The following is an 18,529-nucleotide window of genomic DNA, read 5'->3' on the forward strand; positions in this document are numbered from 1 at the left end:
CCTATTGCTTAGGAGATTTGGGAAAACCGAAGGCGATATAATCTCGCATATAGGCAGAACGAGCGGCCGAGATCAGATCCTTGTCAGACAGGAACGCAGGATAATTGCCCGGTTCCAGCTTTTCCATTTGCGGATCAGGAATGTCAGCTGTCTTGCAAAGATACGCAATGTCGTCCTCGAGCCGTTCCTCGCGCAGAAGCATATCGGGCTGGGCAAAGCGTCCGAAACCACCAAGAACGGCCGATTGCGTGGCCCAATGTGGATGTGTTGGCAATGTCGTCTGGCCACTCAGGTTTCGCCCCAGAAACTCCAGAAAGTCGCGGAACAGGGGCATGACCTGATCATCGTTCAGCTCGGCCAGCGCGGCATCTTCCGGCAAGGGGACGCGATGGGTTTCGCGCATCAATTGTCGCAATTCGGGCTTCGCCTCTGACAGCAGCTGCAGGAATGCATCCCAAGCCCGATGAAGGGGATGCCGTAGAATGGTGAAACTGCGATGTCCGGGATGCTGACGCTTCCATTGGCGCAAGCTGCTTTGCGTATAGTCGCGCGTGACCTGGCCCAAGCCCTTGAACCATTCCTGCTGGCTGATCGTGACACCCCCTTTGATCGGCATATAGATCAGCCCTGACCCCGCCTCGCTGGTTGTGAAACTGGGAACGGTTGGACCTCGCCGGGGTTCGAAATTCGGGACCTGGCCAAGTGCGAAAGGGTCCAGCTGGTGCAGATCGGCCTGCATCTCCTGGAAATTCGAGACCTTGTCTTCCATCGAGCGCGGGTTCTGCGGCACCTGATCGCTGGCCGGATCGACCCGTTGCAGATCGGTGCGCCCCAGCCAGTGCATAAGGCCGGTCATCACCTCGCTATCCCTCAGGTCACTATATCCCAGCCAAAAACTGCTTTGACCGCTAGTTTGAAGGCGATGCATGACACGTAGCTGGAATTCCCGGATATCCGACAACATTTGCCGGAACTCTTCACCATCATATTTTATCGATGCAGGAATAGGGGTTTCAGTCTCGTTCAGTTTCCATTGGTTGGTTTCCCATGCCAGCCGGGTCGAGACATAGCTTTCCAGAGGATTGCGGGTCAGGATGATTTTCGCACAAAGCCGATCATCCATGATCGCGTCGAATACGCGCGGATCGTGATCGTGAAAATAGCGAAACCCCGGCAAATGCCCGGGCTTGTCGAACAGCTTGTTTAGCAACAGTATCGGATCTGCCTCACGCTCCTCACGCGTGATGCCCTGCAACTCGTCCTTGTCGGGCCAGCCCATCATGTAAGGATTGAACGCCTCGCCAAAGCAGGTGACCTTCTTGATCGCGTTCAGCGTCGCTTCCAGGAGGTTCGAGCCGGTGCGCATCTCGGCAAAAATCACAAAACTACGGAAATTCTCGGCCATCAAATATTGTTCCTCGCCAGTATATGGGACGCTTTCGTGATCGGCTGATCGCCGGTCAGATGAGGATGCAGGCCGGAATTGCGCAGACGCTGCAGATGTTCCGGTAATCCAGCTATATCGCGCATTGGGGGCAGTTCCGTCACCGGCTTGGCATCCGGATCGATCTGACTCAACACCTTATCCAGTATCGCCTGCGGTCGGGCAATGAAATCGTTGAATTCCCAGAGTTGCACACGCGCCTTTACCCAGACTGAATTCAGCACCTGCAACTGCTCCATTTCAGTGCGTTGCAGCATAGCGGTAATACGACGAACATCGTCGAACGGCATATCCATATCCAACAGGGGCAAATTCCACGCCCCGGTGACGACAACCAGATACGCGTTTGGATCCGTTGCCATGAACCAGTTCAGCTCTTGGTTGTCGCGCGGGCTGAACTGAAATACCTGCATGCGCTCGGTCACGCGGATCAGCGCGGTCAGGAAACGCTGCGGATCGTAATCACGAACAACCGCACTGGACGAAAGCGCACCGGGTCCGATTTCGGGACGGCCAGCAAACTCTACCATTTCCGGCCCAAGAAGGTGCCCATGAACATCGCCCGGCATATGTTCGCGCAACCAATCCTCGAAACCCGGGAATATGTCAGTCATCCCCTGAAATACCGCATATGGGGCAGCGGTTTTGCCGTTTTCCGCATCCTTGCGGGGAAAACGGCTCTGCATATAAAGCCCCGGTCTCCCCAGAATGCGTCTGCTCAGAGTACGCGCGATCATTCTCTCGATATTGGCAGGCTGCGGCGGTGTCAGGTCGGGTTCTGGACCTGCTGGTCTTGGAAAATATTCAAGCAATCGTGCCGCACCCGGCCAGATCTTTCGGGCGACGAAACAATTGGCTTCCTCCAATGCGTGCAAATGGTCGTCATAGGCCAGATAAGGCCGCCCCCGATGGTCGAACCTCGCGAATGTCAGCGAACGGCTTTCAATGTCGCTCGAATGGCGTCGTGCCAATGTCTGGAAATAGCTTTCATCCGGAATCCAGCAGCGGCGAAAGAAGCGATCATACTCCCTGCGGCGCGGATCGTTGAGAATCGCGCGCAAGGTCCTTGCCGTAAGACACCACCACTGCGACCCTAGATGCGGCGTCAATCCCCGAGGCAATTTACGCCTGACACCTAATTTGCGTTGTATTGCGACGCAGCGATCGAACAGCTTCCGGTGTTTACGCCAATCGATCGGGAAATAGAGGGTGAAACGCTCTTCGTTCAGACCGCCGATGACCCAACCAACTTCATTCGTATCAACGCTTTCGATGTAGTCACGCCCGGGATTCGCAGCCAGGAAGGCGGTCAAGTCGGAGACCGAGCGCAATGGCAGACAAGACCCCGAGGCCAGATAGACATGCGTGCACTCGGGATATGCCTCGAGCAGCTGGCCGGCAGCGTGTTGCGTCGCCGCGATCAGGCTGAACCGGCCCCAATTGCAACGTACCCGCTGCGAATACAGGATGTCCGGCAGGTCCGACAGGTTGCGCTTCATTTCGGCAGCCTTGGCGGCGGGAACCTTGGCATCGATATGGATCACGACCTTCGCCCCACCATCGGCCCAGATCCGCGCCATCCGTGCGGCCATCGGCAGATTCGCGTGGCATAGAAGCACCACGCCCAGCTTCCCCCCGTCGGTCATGGCCAGTTTCCACTCGAAATCAGGCCGAGATCTTCAAGCTGCCGCCAATCTTGATACTCACGCGACTCGCTGCACCATAGATGCGCGCCCTCCTGCAATCCGGCGTGATAGGCCCGATACTCCTGGCTATTCGCATAATGCTGGCCACGGTCCAGCTCTTCCGCCGATTTATCCGCGAATGTGGACAGGAATTTGGCATGCAGCAGGCATCCGGACGCCATCTCACCGCCATCCTCATCATAAACCCAGTTCAGGGATCGTGGCAGCAGCATATGGGTCGAACTGTAATATACATATCGCCGGTTCCAATTCACCAACGGGATCTTGTTCAATGCTGGTCCCGATTTCGGATCATATGAAAAGAAGGTTCGCGTTCTCGGGCCGCCCTGTATCCACAGATTGCCAAGATAACTGTTCTTGCGCATTGAGTAGTTGGCCGGGTCAAACCAGCGTGCGATCTCGAACGGATTCTGCCCTTCCCGGTATATCTTCTCGTCCAGCGCGCCCTTGGGATACATATCCAGTAGCATCGCCGGAAATGACCGCCGGCCTGAATCCGCCAGCCAATCTGTCAGCGCCGTCAACGGGCGATCGTCGCAACGGGGATAGACAAGGAACTCGTCGGGATCGACGGTCAGGCACCAATGTCCGTGCCCGTAGCGGAACAACAGCCAACCCAACCAGTCCATACCGAAACGAGACTGCTTGTAACTGGCTTTCGTCCACCACAGGGAAACATCCGGTTGCTCGCATAAATACTCGGTGCTTCCATCATCACTGTTGTTGTCGACAAACAGGAAATGCCGGACACCGAGCTTGCGATAATAGTCGAGGAAATAGGGCAGCCGCACCCGCTCATTGCGTTGGGTGACGAAAACCAGGATATCACGCGGCGCGATCTGTTTGGTTCGATCCGTCAGCAACATCAATGTATGTCGACGCTTGATCGCGCGCCCAATCAGCCATTGCCGTTCTATACGGCGGCGAAGTCGACCTGGTATTGGCAGACGTTTGAGATTCTGCACGTTCTGGCACCTATCAATGTGATCGAATCGATACTTACTCATTTTCCGTCATGGTTTTCGCTTCGGTAGGAGGCAAGCTTGTCTCCACATCGTTCGGTGCTATAGGTGGCTGCTCGCCGACCCCCATCAACCCCAGCTCAACCAATTGCTTCCACCCCATATATAGCAGCGAATCGCGGCACCACAGAATCGGCGCGTCTGTGATGGCCTGATGATAATCCACGAAACTGTCAGGATCCGCGAAATGTTGACGACGCCAAAGCTCTTCCTCTGATTTCACGACAATTTCGGGCAGAAATTTGCTATGCAACAGCACACCTGAAAGCCGGGTATCACCGGGGCCATCATACAAATCGTTCAACCTAGCAGGCAGCAGGGAATGGGTTGAATTGACATAGACATATCGCCAATGCCAACGGATCAGCGGCAGCTTGTTCAGTGTCGGGGCACGATCTGGCTCCGACACAAAGAATGCCCGCTCACGGACTCCGCCTCGGACGATACGATTACCCTTGGGCTGGGCAATCACGGTCCGATAAGGACCGGCATCGAACCACGGCAAGCGCTCGGTCACAGAGGCATCTTCCGCGGCATCCGCCTGCCCGAGAGGCGCGCGCGGATACAGATCCAGCATCAATGCACCCATACCGTGCACGCCCTGACGATCCAAGCGGCCGGTCAGATCTGCGAGATTCCGACGATCCCATTCCGGATAAACCAGCAGTTCATCGGCATCGACCGTGACGCACCAATGATCATGGCCATAGCGCAGCAACAACGCCCCCACCCAGTCCATGCCGAACCTGCTTGTCCTGTAGCTGTAACGGCTGCGCCATAGCGAGAGGTCGGATTGCTGCAGCAAAAACCCGGTCGAACCGTCATCGCTGTCGTTATCCACGATCAGAAAATGTTGAACACCCAGCCTCCGGTAATGCGCCAGGAACTCTGGCAAACGGGCCACCTCGTTCCGGATCGAAGCGAACAACAAGACATCATCCTTTCGGATCGACGCCGTGCGATCCGAAAGCGGCGACAGCCTGCGACCGGTCCGGATCGCCCGCCACAACAATTCACGCCGTTTCCAGCGCAGGCGATATGCGATCCAGGCCCGGTGCAAGCGGCTCCTTGTCTGACCGGATTCTGCGCTCAAGCCCGGTAATTGCCGGTTTGATGCCAGCGCCAGGCGTCACCGATCATCTGCTTCATGGTCGAACGGTCAGGTCGCCAGCCCAACTCATCCTTGGCCCGCTGACTGCCACAGACCAGCTTGACCGCATCACCACCGCGGCGCGGCCCATCGACCATCGGCACGGGGCGGTTGGTCACATGGCGCGTGGCATCCACGACCTCGCGGACCGAGAAACCGTCGCCCGTTCCCAGACAAAAGACCTGGCTTTCCTTGCCCGACCGCAGCCATTCCAGTCCCTTCACATGGGCATCGACCAGATCCATCACATGGACATAGTCGCGGATGCAGGTTCCATCGGCAGTCGGATAATCGGTGCCATGGATCGTCAATGCGTCGCGGCGACCATCCACGGCATCGAGGATCAGTGGAATCAGGTGGGTTTCGGGACGATGAAACTCGCCAACCTCCGTTTCCGGATCGGCACCCGCAACATTGAAATAGCGAAAGATCACGTGCCGCATGCCATGCGCTGCGCCGAAATCGACCAACATATCCTCGATCGCACGCTTGCTGGCGCCATAGGCATTCAGCGGCGCCTGCACCGAGGATTCATCCAGCATCTCGCCATCGCAATCGCCATAGGTCGCACAAGTCGAGCTGAAAACGAAATCCAAGCAATCTGCCGCAATTGCCGCCTCGATGAGATTGAGCGAGCCACAGACGTTGTTGCGCCAATACTTGCCGGGTTCCGCCATGGCCTCGCCCACCTGACTGAGTGCCGCAAAATGCAACACCGCAACCGGCTTGTGCTCGGCAAAGGCCGCGTCCAGCGCCGCCCGGTCCATCAGGTCGGCCTTGACCAGCGGCCCGAATTTCACCGCATCGGCCCAGCCGGTCGACAGGTTATCCAAGGTAACCGGCACATAGCCAGCCTGCGCCAACGCCTTGCAAGCATGCGAGCCGCATGTAACCGGCCCCGCCGGTAACCAAAACCTTATCGGACATGCAATTACTCCGCCGCGCGGCGTGTCGCCGAAACACCGTTCAGATAATCGAGGAACTCATCCCGCAGATCATCGCGTTCCAGTCCGAAGGCTACCGTCGCCTGCAGGAATCCTGCCTTGGAGCCACAATCGAACCGCTGTCCGCGGAAGCGCAGGCCAAAGACATCGCGACCATTCTCGATTTCATCGGCGATCGCATCGGTCAGTTGGATTTCCCCGCCCGAACCCTGTTTCAGGCTGTTCAGGTTTTTCATCACGCTCGGCGCCAGGATATAACGTCCAATGACGGCAAGATTCGATGGAGCGGAACCCTGGGCAGGTTTTTCCACCATGCCTTTTGCCCGAACGATGGCCCCCATATCCTCGGCCACATCCAGCACGCCATAAGAGGACGCTTTTTCCTCGGGAACTTCCATCGTTGCGACCATGCTGCCGCCGGTCTCGTTATAAGCCTCGATCATCTGCTGAAGGCAGGGAGGCTCGCCCATGATGACGTCGTCGGTCAGAATGACCGCAAACGGCTCGTCATCGGCCAGAAGACGGCGAGCACACCAGACGGCATGACCCAATCCCAGAGCCTTATGCTGTCGGATATAGGCGATGGCACCCGATTCCATGTTCGTCTCGCGAAGCGTGCTCAGCAGCGCATCCTTGCCAGCTTTCTTGAGGTTCGATTCCAGCTCATGCGCGTGGTCAAAATAATCCTCCAGCGCACCTTTGCCCCTGGACGTGACGAAAATGAACTCTTTGATACCGGCCGCCCGTGCCTCGTCGATGGCATATTGGATCAGCGGTCGGTCGACCAGCGTCATGATCTCTTTCGGAATGCTTTTGGTCGCGGGCAAAAAGCGCGTTCCCAGACCGGCCACCGGGAAAATGGCTTTGGTTACTTTACGACTCATGCATAGTACCCTTTTTTATTGCAGTTTGCTTAATCACACATGTGATGCGGCAAAGTTCGGGGCGTATAGCCCGCATCGCGCCTCAACGCGTCGCACACACGATAGTTCGTTCAATTGATCAAAGAAAGACAACGGATATTTTAAATTTTAGGCATAAGCCGGTTTCCACTCATCACACAAATACACTTCACGCACAGGTCAGGCATACACCGTCAGTCGAGCCCCATGGCCCGCATCATCGCTTCCAATCTTGAAACGTCCCCGGGATTGTTCAGTTCCCAGAACTGGCGGCCGCGCGATTTTACTTCGACACACAGAACTTTGCCACCGCGCTCCAGAAAACGCAATTGTTCCAGTCCTTCCAGCTTCTCCAGCACCCCCTCTGACCACTGGGGATAGGCATTCAAGGCACCGGGCCGATAGGCATAGACCCCAACATGATGGTAGACGGGGCTGAGATCGTCCGGGCCAAACTCGTCCGCGGCATAGGGAATGACCTCTTTGGAAAAATACAGTGCCTGCCCGTCATGACCGAATACCGCGGTTGTCCCGCCGACACGTCCGGCCTTGCGATCCGCCAACAAATCCGCGCGCATCCGGCCCGTACAACGCAGTACCGGGGTTGCAACATCCGCATCGGGATCTGCGCGCAACCCCGCCACCAGATCCTCGACGAACCATGTCGGCGTAAGCGGGGCATCACCCTGAAAATTTACAATAATTTCCGGTGTGACCCCTAAGACCTTCACCGCTTCGGCGCAACGCTCCGTCCCGTTTCGGCATTTTTCCGACGTCATGACCACTTCGGCGCCAAAATCTTGAGCATGATCACGAATCCGCTCATCCTCGGTCGCCACGACGACATGATCCACACCTGATACCGCCGTCGCCGCATCCCAACTGCGACGAATCAGGCTGCGAGCCTCGCCGGAAGCTCCTTTCAACTCGACCAACGGCTTGCCCGGATACCGCGTCGAGGCATGGCGCGCCGGAATGACGATCAGGACAGACATCTTCAGGCTTTCACCAGCAGCACCCCGGGCGCATATGCGATGAAGAACGGGTTCTCGAAACCCGGTTTCCCATAGGCAAGCGGGCTGTGATCGTCGAAACGCACCACTTCTCCGCCGGCACCGCGCAATACAGCATCACCCGCGGCCGTGTCCCACTCCATCGTGCGGCCGAGCCGTGGATACAGATCCGCCTCGCCTGTCGCGACAAGGCAGAACTTCAGGGACGAGCCAGCGCTCGTCATGTCCCGAACCCCGTATTGGGCGATGTAGTCATCGGTCGCCGCGTCACGATGGGATTTCGAGGCCACCACCATCAGCCCACGGTTATCGGGTGTCGGGTTCACCCCCACCGAATGCAACTCCCCCGGCTGATCTCCGAACGGGCCCCGCTCCTCGACAGAACGGCCATCCGCAGTCGTGTAGAAGAGACGGTTTTTTGCTGGTGCGTAAACGATACCACGCACCGGAGCGCCGTTCTCGACATAGGCGATATTGACGGTGAAATCTCCGCGCCGCTGCACGAATTCCTTCGTGCCATCCAGCGGATCGACGATCAGGAAAGTCCCGCCAGTCTGGGCATGGGTCTCGGCCTGCTCCTCGGTCACAAGCGGGATATCGGGGAACGCCTCGCGCAGCCCGGCGGAAATCAGCGCATCCGCGGCCTCGTCAGCGGCGGTGACCGGCGAATCATCGGATTTGGCACGAACATCAAAATCATCCGCCTCGTAGATCTCCATGATCTTCTGCCCGGCCTGCAACGCGAGACGGCGCATTTCGGTGATTAGTCGATCATATTGCATCTGGCTTTCCTTCACTTCGTTACCAACCATCCCCCGTCCCGATCGTGCGGGCTTACATATTCACTTATGCTCGCGCAATATCGGTTGGGCAAGGTTCCGCCAAACTTGGCGTGATATCGCATTTTTTCGATTGCCCGAATCTCCTCATGACCAATTTTGACATCGTTTATCCGATGCCGAAACCGCAACCTGTCGGGAACAGCCGTCGCGACTCTTTTCGTGACCATCTTCCTGTCATGGTATCTGCCGGTGGGGCTGCGCATCTCACCCGCCGCGTAGCGCCGCCTGAATTGCCTTGTCCAGAGCCTGCAGGAAACGTGACCGATCCGCCTTCGTGAAACCCGCCCCACCGCCTCGATGGAACGGATCCGCCGCGCGGATATCGCTCATCAGATCGCGCGTCGCGAGGCGCGAACCGATATTCGCCATGGTAAGTGCCTCGCCATCATGCTGCATGACCTGCGCCCCGGCCTTCAGACATCGATCGGCCAGCACGATATCCGCCGTCACCACGATATCGCCCGGCCCGCATCTCTCGGCAATCCAGCGGTCGGCGATATCGGGCCCCTCGTCAACGATGACCAGCGACACGAGCGGATTTGCCGAGGGACGCAATCCGCCATTGCAGACAAGGATCATCGGGACGCGCAACCGGGTGGCGACCCGCTCGGCCTCTGCCTTGACCGGGCAGGCATCCGCATCGATATACAAGCTCGTCATGCGAACAGCCCGCCCTGTCGAGGCCCGCGATCAGTCACGTAGCAATTCGTTGACCGAGGTCTTGGCACGGGTTTTGGCGTCCACCCGCTTCACGATCACGGCGCAATAGAGGTTCACCCCGTTCTTCGACGGCATAGAGCCCGACACCACCACCGAACCGGCCGGAACCTCGCCATACATGACCTCGCCGGTTTCGCGGTCAACGATCTTGGTCGACTGGCCGATGAAGACGCCCATGCCCAGGACCGAACCTTCACGGATGATGCAACCTTCGACCACTTCGGAACGCGCACCGATGAAGCATTCATCCTCGATGATGGTCGGCCCGGCCTGCAGCGGTTCCAGCACACCGCCGATACCGACGCCGCCGGACAGATGGACATTCTTGCCGATCTGCGCGCAGGAGCCGACCGTGGCCCATGTATCGACCATCGTCCCTTCGCCCACATTGGCGCCCAGGTTGACGAAGGACGGCATCAGGACAGCCCCTTTGCCGATAAAGGCGCTGCGGCGCACGATGGCGCCCGGCACCGCGCGAAATCCCGCTGCGCGCCATTGATTGTCGCCCCAGTCCTTGAACTTGCTATCGACCTTGTCCCACCAGTTCGCACGCTGGGGACCGCCGGCCATCTCCTCCATGTCCCGCAGCCGGAACGACAACAGGACCGCCTTCTTGGCCCATTGGTTCACATGCCAGTCATTGCCCTGTTTCTCGGCGACACGCAGCATTCCGCTATCGAGCCTTTGCAGGGTCTCGTCTACCGCTTCGCGGGCTTCACCTTGCGTGGCGGGAGTGATCTCGGCCCGCTTCTCCCACGCGGCTTCGATGGCTTTTTCCAGAGCTTGGGTCATCTTTGGCTTTTTCCTTGATCTGTCGCGTTCGGGTGGAAACTGTTTCTTCAGCGCTATAAGCGTAGGGAAAGCCCCGTGCAATCCGCACAGGCTGCCAATTGCGCCGAGGACCCGATGACCGACAAGGAAGAACGCGCCCATTCCATGCCCCATAGCGACGAAGATGCCGCGCGCGCCGAACGTATTCCGGACACGCCCCAGACCCGCGCCCCGGCCTATCGGCTCGCCTTCACAGACCGGGAGTTTCTCTTGCGCAAAGAACTACGCCCCGTAAGACTGCAACTCGAACTGCTCAAGCCCGAGATGATCATGGATGAGCGGGGGATAGAATCGACCGTTGTCCTGTTCGGCGGCGCACGCATTCCTGCGCCGGAACATGCGGATACTGCCCGCACGCCGACCCTTGGCGCATTGTCCAAATATTACGAACAGGCCCGCCGCTTCGCTCGCATCATGACCGAACGCAGCCTTGCGACCTATGGCCGCGAATTCGTGATCTGCACCGGCGGTGGTCCCGGCGTGATGGAGGCGGGCAATATGGGCGCGGAAGAGGCCGGCGGCCAATCCATCGGACTATCCATCGTGCTGCCGCATGAACAGGCGCCCAACGACTATGTCACCCCCGATCTGTGCTTCAATTTCCATTACTTCGCCATCCGCAAGATGCATTTCCTGATGCGGGCGCGGGCGATCACCGTCTTTCCCGGCGGTTTCGGCACGATGGATGAGCTGTTCGAGACGTTGACCCTGATCCAGACCGGGCGGATGAAACGCGTTCCGATCCTGCTGTTCGGACGGGAGTTCTGGGACGAGGTCATCAACTGGAAGGCCCTGGCCAAGGCCGGAACGATCAGCGACGATGATCTGGACCTGTTCCGCTATGTCGAAACCGCCGATGAGGCAGTGCAGATCATAGACGAATGGGAGTTGCCCCGCGACTGAGCGGGACCACCCACCGCGCCGCCTTTCCACGGCGATAATTTACATCGAGACAGCCTCAATTCCCGATTGTCAGCGGGATCGGATTTCGTTACGCCCTGATTGTTACAGTATAACGTAACAATCAGGAAACATCCCTCCCAGGATGCAGTAACCGGAAGAGGTCAAAGACGATGCAAATGGCAATCACCAGATATCTTGGCGCAGTGGCGGTCGGTTCGATGCTGCTTTTCGCCGCACAGGCGCAGGCGAACGAAAGCGCCGACAAATCCTCGTCACATGATCATTCGCATGAACATGATCACGCGCATGACACCGACAAATCCGTCTACAAGGGCTATTTCGAAGATAGCCAGGTCGAAGACCGCCCGCTTTCGGATTGGGAAGGCGACTGGCAGTCCGTCTACCCCTATCTGGTGGATGGCACGCTTGACCCGGTGATGGCTGACAAGGCCGCACATGGCGACAAGTCCGTCGAGGAATACCGCGCCTATTACGAGACCGGATACAAAACCGACACCGACCGGATCGTGATCGAGGGCGACAGCGTAACCTTCTACGAAGGCGACGCATCAGTGCGAGGAACCTACGAAAGCGACGGCTACGAAATCCTGACCTATGAAAAGGGCAATCGCGGCGTTCGGTTCATCTTCAAGAAGACCGCGGGCGATGACGAGGCCCCTGACTTCTTCCAGTTCAGCGATCACCGCATCGCCCCCGAGAAGTCCGATCATTACCACCTTTACTGGGGAGATGACCGCGCGGCTCTGCTGGAAGAACTGACCAACTGGCCGACCTACTATCCCTCGTCACTCAGCAAAGAGCAAATCGTCGAGGAAATGCTGGCGCATTGACGCGATTTTCAGGCTGCCCGCTTTCTTCTGGGCAGCCTGCTTCAGGCCGGATTCTGTTCTGCCGATCCAAGCCGCAAAAGAGAAAACTCACCCCGACGCTTCGGCGGCGATCTCTGCCCGGCTCTTGCGGCCCCGCTCGGTCGCGGATTTCAGCTGACCACAAGCGGCCATGATATCCTCGCCACGCGGCGTTCGGATCGGGCTGGCGTAACCCGCCTTATGGACGATATCGGCAAAGCTCTCGATCCGCTCCCAACTCGAGCGCTGGTAGGGCGCGCCGGGCCATTCGTTGAAGGGGATCAGGTTGATCTTGGCCGGAATACCGCGAATCAGCTTGACCAGGCGCCGGGCATCCTCGTCGCTGTCATTCACCCCGTCCAGCATCACATATTCGAAGGTGATCCGCTCGCTGTTCGACAATCGCGGATATTCGCGCAGCGCCGCCAAAAGCGTCTCGATATTCCAGCGGCGATTGATCGGCACCAGCTTGTTGCGCACCTCGTCGGTGGTGGCGTGAAAACTGACCGCCAGAAGGCAGCCGATCTCTTCGGCGGTGCGGGCGATCTCGGGCACGACGCCGCTGGTCGAAAGGGTGATCCGGCGGCGCGAGAGGCTCAACCCCTCGTTGTCCATGACGACCTTCATCGCATCGCGAACGCCCTCGAAATTATACAGGGGCTCGCCCATACCCATCAGCACCATGTTGCTGACCAGCCGCGTCTCGTCCCTTGGCGCACCCGGCACCGGCCATTCGCCCAGATCGTCGCGCGCCACCATCAGCTGGCCGACGATCTCGCCCGGGGTCAGGTTGCGCACCAATTTCTGCGTGCCGGTATGGCAGAAGGAACAGGTCAGTGTGCAGCCCACCTGCGAGGAAACGCAAAGCGTGCCCCGCCCCTCTTCGGGGATATAGACCGCCTCGACCTCATGCCCACCGGCGATTCGCAGCAGGTATTTCCTGGTGCCATCGGCACTGACCTGACGGCTCACGATCTCGGGTAGAGCGATTTCGAACGTCTCGGCCAGCAGCGCCCGGTAATCCTTGGCCAGGTTGGTCATCTGCGCGAAATCGCGCACACCCCAATGATAGATCCACTGCCAGACCTGCCCGACCCGCATCTTTGCCTGCTTCTCGGGCGTGCCCGCGGCAATCAGCGCATCGCGCAACTGATCGCGTGTCAGGCCGACAATATTCACCCGGCCACCTTCGGGCAGCTTTCGGGGGATGGTCAGAACATCCTGCGTGATCGGAGCGGACATGTCAGGGTCACCGGCAAATTGATTGAAGGACCCGGAAATAAGCTAAACGGGGCCGTAAATCAACAGGCCCCGTGCAGGACCCTCGGCCCTGCATCGACAAGCTTTGGTCCCCTGCCTTACTGGCAGCGTTCTTTCGCAGTATTGGTCGCTGCGGTAATGCCCGAAAGGCTGAAGGTATCCTTGGTCACCGTCCCGCGCGAGGAACGCCCGGTGATCGTGGTATCCGACCCGGCCCGCAATGCGCCGATCAGCTTCTGATCTTCGTCGGGGCTACCGGTCCAGGCACTTTCGCCCTCGGTGAACAGGTTGAATTTCTGCCCCCCCACATCGAGCTCGACCGTAGAATCGGGCGCGAAGGGATAGCCGCCGGTGAACGACACTTCGCCATTCTGACCCGGACGGTAAGCGACATACAGGCGGATATCGCCACGCGTCACTTCCTTGGGGTTCCCTTCAGAATCCGTGTTCACCGTGGATTTCGGAGGCGACACCGCCCAGCATTCCTGAGGATCTGTTGCCGCGAACACGGTCCAGTCCCCTTCGGTTGCAACGACATTGTTGGATTCCTGTGCGCCCGCTGTCCCCAGCCCAGCCATCAGGAGTGCGACTGCGGCCATGCCGCGCAGCGTGATATTCTTCATGCTCTGGTCTCCTGCCATGTTTCGCCGCTCAGTTCGACGTTCTTTTCCCGATTGCGTTGGTCTTTTCAACCACCTGTGGACAGGATAACGAAAATCACTGCATGAAAAAGGGGAACATGCGTAAAATCGCGCAATTGTCAGGGGGAAAATTGTGATGCGAGCAGCAGAAATGATCGAATTGTGGCGCGGAGGCCGGCGCGAGAGCCTTCATCTGGGCCATGCCGTGATCTGCGACAGCACCGGGGTGCTCGAAGCCTGGGGCAACCCGAGCGAGGTGATTTTTCCGCGATCATCGTGCAAGATGGTCCAGGCATTGCCGCTTCTGGAAAGCGGCGCGGCGGACGCTGCGGGCCTGACCGACCGCCAGCTTGCCTTGGCCTGTGCCAGCCATAACGGCGCCCATATCCATGTCGAGGCGGTGGATCGCTGGCTGACCACGCTTGACCTGCAGGAAACGGACCTGCGCTGCGGTTGCCACATGCCCAAGGACCCGGACGAGAACCGGCGCCTGACCTGTTCGGACCACAAGCCGGACCAGCGGCATAACAACTGCTCAGGCAAACATGCCGGTTTCCTGACCCTCAACCGCCATCTGGGCGGCGGGCCGGAATATGTCGATCCAGAGCACCCGGTTCAACAAGCCGCGAAAGCCGCCTTTGAAGAGGTCACCGGGGAAACCAGCCCGGGCTATGGCATCGACGGCTGCTCGGCACCCAACCATGCCTGCAGCCTCACCGGACTCGCCAGTGCCATGGCCAGGTTTGCCAAACCCGGCGGCGACCGGAGGGGGCAGGCAATGCAACGCCTGGTCGCTGCAATGCGCACCCATCCCGAGATGGTGGCAGGCGAAGGACGCGCCTGCACCACCCTCATGCGCGCGATGCAAGGCAAGGTCGCGGTCAAGACCGGCGCCGAGGGCGTCTTCGTCGCCATCCTGCCCGAACAGGGGCTAGGCATCGCGCTCAAGGCCCTGGACGGCGCCACCCGTGCCAGCGAAGCGGCGATCATTGCGCTTCTGCTGCATCTGGATGTCTTGGACAAAGACAATCCGGTCGTCTCGACCTACCTGACAGGTCCGATCCGGAACTGGCGTGGAACCGTCACCGGGGAAATGCGGACCGCGCCGGGCTTCCCCGACTGATTCGTCACGAATCCGACGCATTTTTCTGCTTGAATACCGCCATGAGGGCCGCGCCCCCAATCGTCCCTCTGAAATACCGTTCGGCCGGCACCCCTTTGGCAGAGCGGGTGTCGGCCCCCTCCCCATCTCGCGCATCTGGATCCCGAACCCGGTCCTCTCGGGGCATGCCCTCAAAGCAGCTCCCAGATCAGGCGCAATGCCAACGCACCCGATGTCAGGACCAGCAGCGGCTTGATCAGCCTGGCGCCGATCCGCGCGGCCAGCCTCGCCCCCAAAGCCGCACCCGCGATCTGCGCCAGGCCCATCATGACGCCCAGCAGCCACAAGGGCTGCCCGATCAGCGCGAAACTCAGCAAACCTCCCAGATTGGAGAACAGGTTCAAGAGCTTGGTATGCGCTGTCGCCTTCAGGACGCCATATCCGGCGAGCGTCACGAAAGCGATCATGTAGAACGATCCGGCCCCCGGTCCCACCAATCCGTCATAGAACCCGATCAATGGCACGATGCAGGCCGCGAAGATCGCCGGAGCGACGCGCTGCCGCCGGTCAAGATCGTCCAGGCCGGGCTTGACCGCGAAGAACACGGCGATGCCGATCAGGATCACCGGCAGCCCCAGCCGCAAACCATCGGTCGGCAGGTATGTGACCAGGGCCGCACCCACGATCCCACCCAGGCCCGCGATCAACGCCGCCCGCCACTGGGTCGCCGGATCGACCAATCCCCGCCGCGCATAGCTGATTGCCGCCGTCGCCGAGCCGAACACGCCCTGGACCTTGTTGGTGGCCAGAGCCTGCGCGGGCAGCACACCGGCCAGCATCAACGCCGGGACCGTGATCAGGCCGCCTCCGCCGGCGATGGCATCGACGAAACCGGCAGCGAACCCGGCGGCAAGCAGGATCAGGATCAGATCGAATGACAAATCAAGCATAGGCAACTTTCGGCGTGGCGGGTATCGGTTCCCGGCGCGGCAATGCGCCCATTGTCGGGCCTTGTAAAGATCCGCCAAGAGCGGGGGTTTCACACCCCCGCACCCCCGTGGGATACTTGCATGAAGAAGAAGGAATAGACTCATGCTGGACAGGTTGGAATTGCGGCATCCGCTGATACAGGCGCCGATGGCTGGCGTCTCGACGCCCGAACTGGCGGCGGCGGTCAGCGAAGCAGGTGCGCTGGGCTCGGTGGCGCTGGGCGCATTGGACACAGCGAGAGCGCAGGACGCGATCTCAAGGACACGGGCGCTGACCGGGCGGCCCTTTGCGGTGAACCTGTTCTGCCATCGGCCCGCGCATCGCGACCACGCGCGCGAAATGGCGTGGCTCGAGCGGTTGCGCCCCGAATTTCGCCGTTTCGACAGCACCCCGCCAGATCACCTGACCGAAATCTATCAGAGCTTCCGCGCCAACCCGGCCATGCTGGACATGCTGGTCGAGGCGCGTCCCGCCGCGATCAGCTTTCACTTCGGACTGCCCGAGCCCGATCAGCTTCAGGCCCTGCGCGCAACCGGTGCCGTCCTGCTGGCCACGGCAACCAGCGAGGCCGAGGGCCGGGCCATCGCGGATGCCGGGCTGGACGGGATCGTGGCGCAGGGATGGCAGGCAGGCGGGCATCGCGGCAGTTTCGACCCCGAGCTTGGCGATGAACAGCTGGAAACCCTGCCCCTGACCCGCCAATTGACCGGGCTGGGCCTACCGGTGATCGCGGCGGGCGGAATCATGACCCGTGAAGATGCCCGGCAGGCGATACAGGCCGGGGCCATCGCCGTGCAATGCGGAACGGCCTTCCTTCTGGCGCCCGAAGCCGCGACCTCGGCGGCGCATCATGCCGCGCTGTCCAGTGGCAAAACGGTGATGACCCGCGCGATCTCGGGCCGCCCGGCGCGCGGCATGGAAAACCTGTTCACCGCCATCGACGGCACGGATGCCGCAGATTATCCGGTCGCCTATGATGCCGGCAAGGCGTTGAACGCGGCAGCGCTGGCGGCGGGGGAAACGGGCTATGGCGCCTTCTGGGCCGGAACGGGCGCGGCAAGCGCCATTGCCCGCCCCGCAGCCGAGACCGTGGCAGCGATCAGCCTGTGACGAAATCCGCCACGGAATAGCCCTGCAGGTACAACAGCGCCGTCAGGTCGCCGTGATTGATCCGGATGCCCGCCTGCTCAGCCACCGCGGGCTTGGCATGCAAGGCCACGCCCGCCCCGGCCTGCTGCAACATCCCCAGATCATTGGCCCCGTCACCCACGGCGATGACCTCCCCGAAAGTCAGGCCGCGTGCGACGGTGATCTCTTCCAGCGCCTCGGACTTGGCCTCTCGTCCAAGCACCGGCAGGGCGACATGACCGGTCAGCACCCCGTCATCGGCCAGCAGGGTATTGGCGCGGTGCTCGTCAAAGCCCAGCCATTGCGCCACTTCGCGGGTGAATGCCGTGAATCCGCCCGAAACCAGCGCCGTATAAGCGCCATTCGCCCGCATCGTGCCGACAAGCTCCCGCCCGCCCGGAGCCAATGTGATCCGCGTCTTCAGCACTTCGCCGATGATGTCTTCCTTCAAACCCGCCAGCAGGCCGACCCGCTCGACCAGCGCCTCGTGGAAATTCAGCTCGCCATTCATTGCTCGCGCAGTGATATCGGCGACCCGCGCGCCGACCCCCGCCATATCGGCCAGCTCGTCGATACATTCCTGCTCGATCATGGTCGAGTCCATATCGGCGAGCAGGATCTTCTTGCGCCGACCGCTGCTGGGCCGGATGACCAGGTCCAGCCCGATGGTCTGCAAATCCCCCCAGACCTGATCGAGATCCTCGGGCATGGTCTGGATCTCGAACTCTCCGGCGATGCCAGGATTGAGCCATGATGCCGATCCGCCCTGCCAACGCTTCGCCAGCTCTTCCAGCAACTCGGTCTGCAGATTGGCGAGCTTCGGGGAGGCGATCAACGAAACGGTATACATGGCAATGCTCCGGCTTGGGTGGCCGCCATGCTCTAAACCAAAGCACCGTCGAATGGAAATCGTTAACAAGAGCTTTCGGCGGCCAGGGAAATCACCCCGAAATGCCATTCAGCGTACGCTGCCTGTGTACAGGTTGTGTACGCGCTGTGTACGTTCGGTGTACGGATGTCACAGGCAAAAACCCAGCATTTGCTGGGCCAGTCCGCTTCCTG

Annotated in this window: 17 protein-coding genes and 1 pseudogene; 4 read left to right on the forward strand and 14 right to left on the reverse strand. The window is 59.9% G+C overall.

Annotated elements, in window-relative coordinates; genetic code table 11:
- Nucleotide 1: 1 nt before the first annotated feature.
- The 10 genes and pseudogenes from JHX88_RS20135 to dapD form a co-directional block, all read right to left on the reverse strand.
- Nucleotides 2-1,405, reverse strand: coding sequence for a sulfotransferase family 2 domain-containing protein (locus JHX88_RS20135; RefSeq protein ID WP_076528015.1), 1,404 nt, complete (start codon nt 1,403-1,405; stop codon nt 2-4).
- Entirely contained in the window at nt 1,405-3,090 is a 1,686-nt protein-coding gene (locus JHX88_RS20140; RefSeq protein WP_076528017.1) for a DUF5927 domain-containing protein, read from the reverse strand. Before JHX88_RS20140 ends, JHX88_RS20135 begins: the two co-directional genes overlap by 1 nt.
- Nucleotides 3,087-4,016 (reverse strand): glycosyltransferase family 2 protein, encoded by a 930-nt coding sequence (locus JHX88_RS20145; protein ID WP_272848125.1) that lies wholly within the window; start codon nt 4,014-4,016, stop codon nt 3,087-3,089. Before JHX88_RS20145 ends, JHX88_RS20140 begins: the two co-directional genes overlap by 4 nt.
- Nucleotides 4,017-4,149: 133 nt before the next feature.
- A complete protein-coding gene (locus tag JHX88_RS20150; protein ID WP_336389962.1) occupies nt 4,150-5,076 on the reverse strand; it encodes a glycosyltransferase family 2 protein in 927 nt (308 codons plus the stop codon).
- A gap of 185 nt (nt 5,077-5,261) precedes the next feature.
- Nucleotides 5,262-6,249: pseudogene (gene galE, locus JHX88_RS20155) on the reverse strand (UDP-glucose 4-epimerase GalE).
- Between the two features lie 4 nt (nt 6,250-6,253).
- Nucleotides 6,254-7,150 carry a UTP--glucose-1-phosphate uridylyltransferase gene (locus JHX88_RS20160; protein WP_076528020.1) on the reverse strand — a complete coding sequence of 299 codons (897 nt, stop codon included), beginning with the start codon at nt 7,148-7,150 and terminating at the stop codon, nt 6,254-6,256.
- Nucleotides 7,151-7,362: 212 nt separating this feature from the next.
- Nucleotides 7,363-8,163 carry a 3-deoxy-manno-octulosonate cytidylyltransferase gene (gene kdsB / locus JHX88_RS20165; RefSeq protein WP_076528022.1) on the reverse strand — a complete coding sequence of 267 codons (801 nt, stop codon included), beginning with the start codon at nt 8,161-8,163 and terminating at the stop codon, nt 7,363-7,365.
- 2 nt (nt 8,164-8,165) lie between these two features.
- On the reverse strand, nt 8,166-8,963 hold the full coding sequence (gene cysQ / locus JHX88_RS20170) for a 3'(2'),5'-bisphosphate nucleotidase CysQ (RefSeq protein WP_076528024.1): 798 nt from the start codon (nt 8,961-8,963) through the stop codon (nt 8,166-8,168).
- A 264-nt stretch (nt 8,964-9,227) separates the two neighbouring features.
- Nucleotides 9,228-9,683, reverse strand: a complete 456-nt coding sequence (locus tag JHX88_RS20175) for a YaiI/YqxD family protein (protein ID WP_076528026.1) — start codon at nt 9,681-9,683, stop codon at nt 9,228-9,230.
- 30 nt (nt 9,684-9,713) lie between these two features.
- Nucleotides 9,714-10,535, reverse strand: a complete 822-nt coding sequence (gene dapD, locus JHX88_RS20180) for a 2,3,4,5-tetrahydropyridine-2,6-dicarboxylate N-succinyltransferase (RefSeq protein ID WP_076528028.1) — start codon at nt 10,533-10,535, stop codon at nt 9,714-9,716.
- A 114-nt stretch (nt 10,536-10,649) separates the two neighbouring features.
- Between dapD and JHX88_RS20185 the strand changes: the two genes are divergently transcribed.
- Both JHX88_RS20185 and JHX88_RS20190 read left to right on the forward strand, forming a co-directional pair.
- Nucleotides 10,650-11,477, forward strand: a complete 828-nt coding sequence (locus JHX88_RS20185; protein ID WP_076528071.1) for an LOG family protein — start codon at nt 10,650-10,652, stop codon at nt 11,475-11,477.
- A gap of 170 nt (nt 11,478-11,647) precedes the next feature.
- Entirely contained in the window at nt 11,648-12,328 is a 681-nt protein-coding gene (locus JHX88_RS20190; protein ID WP_076528030.1) for a ZinT family metal-binding protein, read from the forward strand.
- Between the two features lie 87 nt (nt 12,329-12,415).
- Here the strand turns inward: JHX88_RS20190 and rlmN are convergent, their stop codons facing one another.
- Nucleotides 12,416-13,588: a dual-specificity RNA methyltransferase RlmN gene (rlmN, locus tag JHX88_RS20195; protein WP_076528031.1), complete on the reverse strand. Its 1,173-nt coding sequence runs from the start codon at nt 13,586-13,588 to the stop codon at nt 12,416-12,418.
- A 116-nt stretch (nt 13,589-13,704) separates the two neighbouring features.
- Complete coding sequence (locus JHX88_RS20200) at nt 13,705-14,229, reverse strand: invasion associated locus B family protein (RefSeq protein WP_076528033.1); 525 nt, start codon at nt 14,227-14,229, stop codon at nt 13,705-13,707.
- 154 nt (nt 14,230-14,383) lie between these two features.
- Between JHX88_RS20200 and JHX88_RS20205 the strand changes: the two genes are divergently transcribed.
- Nucleotides 14,384-15,370, forward strand: coding sequence for an asparaginase (locus tag JHX88_RS20205; protein WP_076528035.1), 987 nt, complete (start codon nt 14,384-14,386; stop codon nt 15,368-15,370).
- A 170-nt stretch (nt 15,371-15,540) separates the two neighbouring features.
- Here JHX88_RS20205 and JHX88_RS20210 read toward each other — a convergent pair whose 3' ends face one another.
- On the reverse strand, nt 15,541-16,299 hold the full coding sequence (locus tag JHX88_RS20210; RefSeq protein ID WP_076528036.1) for a TSUP family transporter: 759 nt from the start codon (nt 16,297-16,299) through the stop codon (nt 15,541-15,543).
- Nucleotides 16,300-16,441: 142 nt separating this feature from the next.
- Between JHX88_RS20210 and JHX88_RS20215 the strand changes: the two genes are divergently transcribed.
- Complete coding sequence (locus JHX88_RS20215; protein WP_076528038.1) at nt 16,442-17,449, forward strand: NAD(P)H-dependent flavin oxidoreductase; 1,008 nt, start codon at nt 16,442-16,444, stop codon at nt 17,447-17,449.
- Here JHX88_RS20215 and serB read toward each other — a convergent pair.
- Nucleotides 17,439-18,317 carry a phosphoserine phosphatase SerB gene (gene serB / locus JHX88_RS20220; RefSeq protein WP_076528040.1) on the reverse strand — a complete coding sequence of 293 codons (879 nt, stop codon included), beginning with the start codon at nt 18,315-18,317 and terminating at the stop codon, nt 17,439-17,441. The genes JHX88_RS20215 and serB overlap by 11 nt on opposite strands.
- Between the last annotated feature and the right edge of the window lie 212 nt (nt 18,318-18,529).

This window comes from Paracoccus saliphilus (assembly GCF_028553805.1).
Classification (GTDB): domain Bacteria; phylum Pseudomonadota; class Alphaproteobacteria; order Rhodobacterales; family Rhodobacteraceae; genus Paracoccus; species Paracoccus saliphilus.

Bases quoted from the DNA above. Each gene is read 5' to 3' on its own strand.
- JHX88_RS20135 (WP_076528015.1), bottom strand. From the start codon at position 1,405: ATGGCCGAGAATTTCCGTAGTTTTGTGATTTTTGCCGAGATGCGCACC.
- JHX88_RS20140 (WP_076528017.1), bottom strand. From the start codon at position 3,090: ATGACCGACGGGGGGAAGCTGGGCGTGGTGCTTCTATGCCACGCGAAT.
- JHX88_RS20145 (WP_272848125.1), bottom strand. From the start codon at position 4,016: ATGTTGCTGACGGATCGAACCAAACAGATCGCGCCGCGTGATATCCTG.
- JHX88_RS20160 (WP_076528020.1), bottom strand. From the start codon at position 7,150: ATGAGTCGTAAAGTAACCAAAGCCATTTTCCCGGTGGCCGGTCTGGGA.
- kdsB (WP_076528022.1), bottom strand. From the start codon at position 8,163: ATGTCTGTCCTGATCGTCATTCCGGCGCGCCATGCCTCGACGCGGTAT.
- cysQ (WP_076528024.1), bottom strand. From the start codon at position 8,963: ATGCAATATGATCGACTAATCACCGAAATGCGCCGTCTCGCGTTGCAG.
- JHX88_RS20175 (WP_076528026.1), bottom strand. From the start codon at position 9,683: ATGACGAGCTTGTATATCGATGCGGATGCCTGCCCGGTCAAGGCAGAG.
- dapD (WP_076528028.1), bottom strand. From the start codon at position 10,535: ATGACCCAAGCTCTGGAAAAAGCCATCGAAGCCGCGTGGGAGAAGCGG.
- JHX88_RS20185 (WP_076528071.1), top strand. From the start codon at position 10,650: ATGACCGACAAGGAAGAACGCGCCCATTCCATGCCCCATAGCGACGAA.
- JHX88_RS20190 (WP_076528030.1), top strand. From the start codon at position 11,648: ATGCAAATGGCAATCACCAGATATCTTGGCGCAGTGGCGGTCGGTTCG.
- rlmN (WP_076528031.1), bottom strand. From the start codon at position 13,588: ATGTCCGCTCCGATCACGCAGGATGTTCTGACCATCCCCCGAAAGCTG.
- JHX88_RS20200 (WP_076528033.1), bottom strand. From the start codon at position 14,229: ATGAAGAATATCACGCTGCGCGGCATGGCCGCAGTCGCACTCCTGATG.
- JHX88_RS20205 (WP_076528035.1), top strand. From the start codon at position 14,384: ATGCGAGCAGCAGAAATGATCGAATTGTGGCGCGGAGGCCGGCGCGAG.
- JHX88_RS20210 (WP_076528036.1), bottom strand. From the start codon at position 16,299: ATGCTTGATTTGTCATTCGATCTGATCCTGATCCTGCTTGCCGCCGGG.
- JHX88_RS20215 (WP_076528038.1), top strand. From the start codon at position 16,442: ATGCTGGACAGGTTGGAATTGCGGCATCCGCTGATACAGGCGCCGATG.
- serB (WP_076528040.1), bottom strand. From the start codon at position 18,317: ATGTATACCGTTTCGTTGATCGCCTCCCCGAAGCTCGCCAATCTGCAG.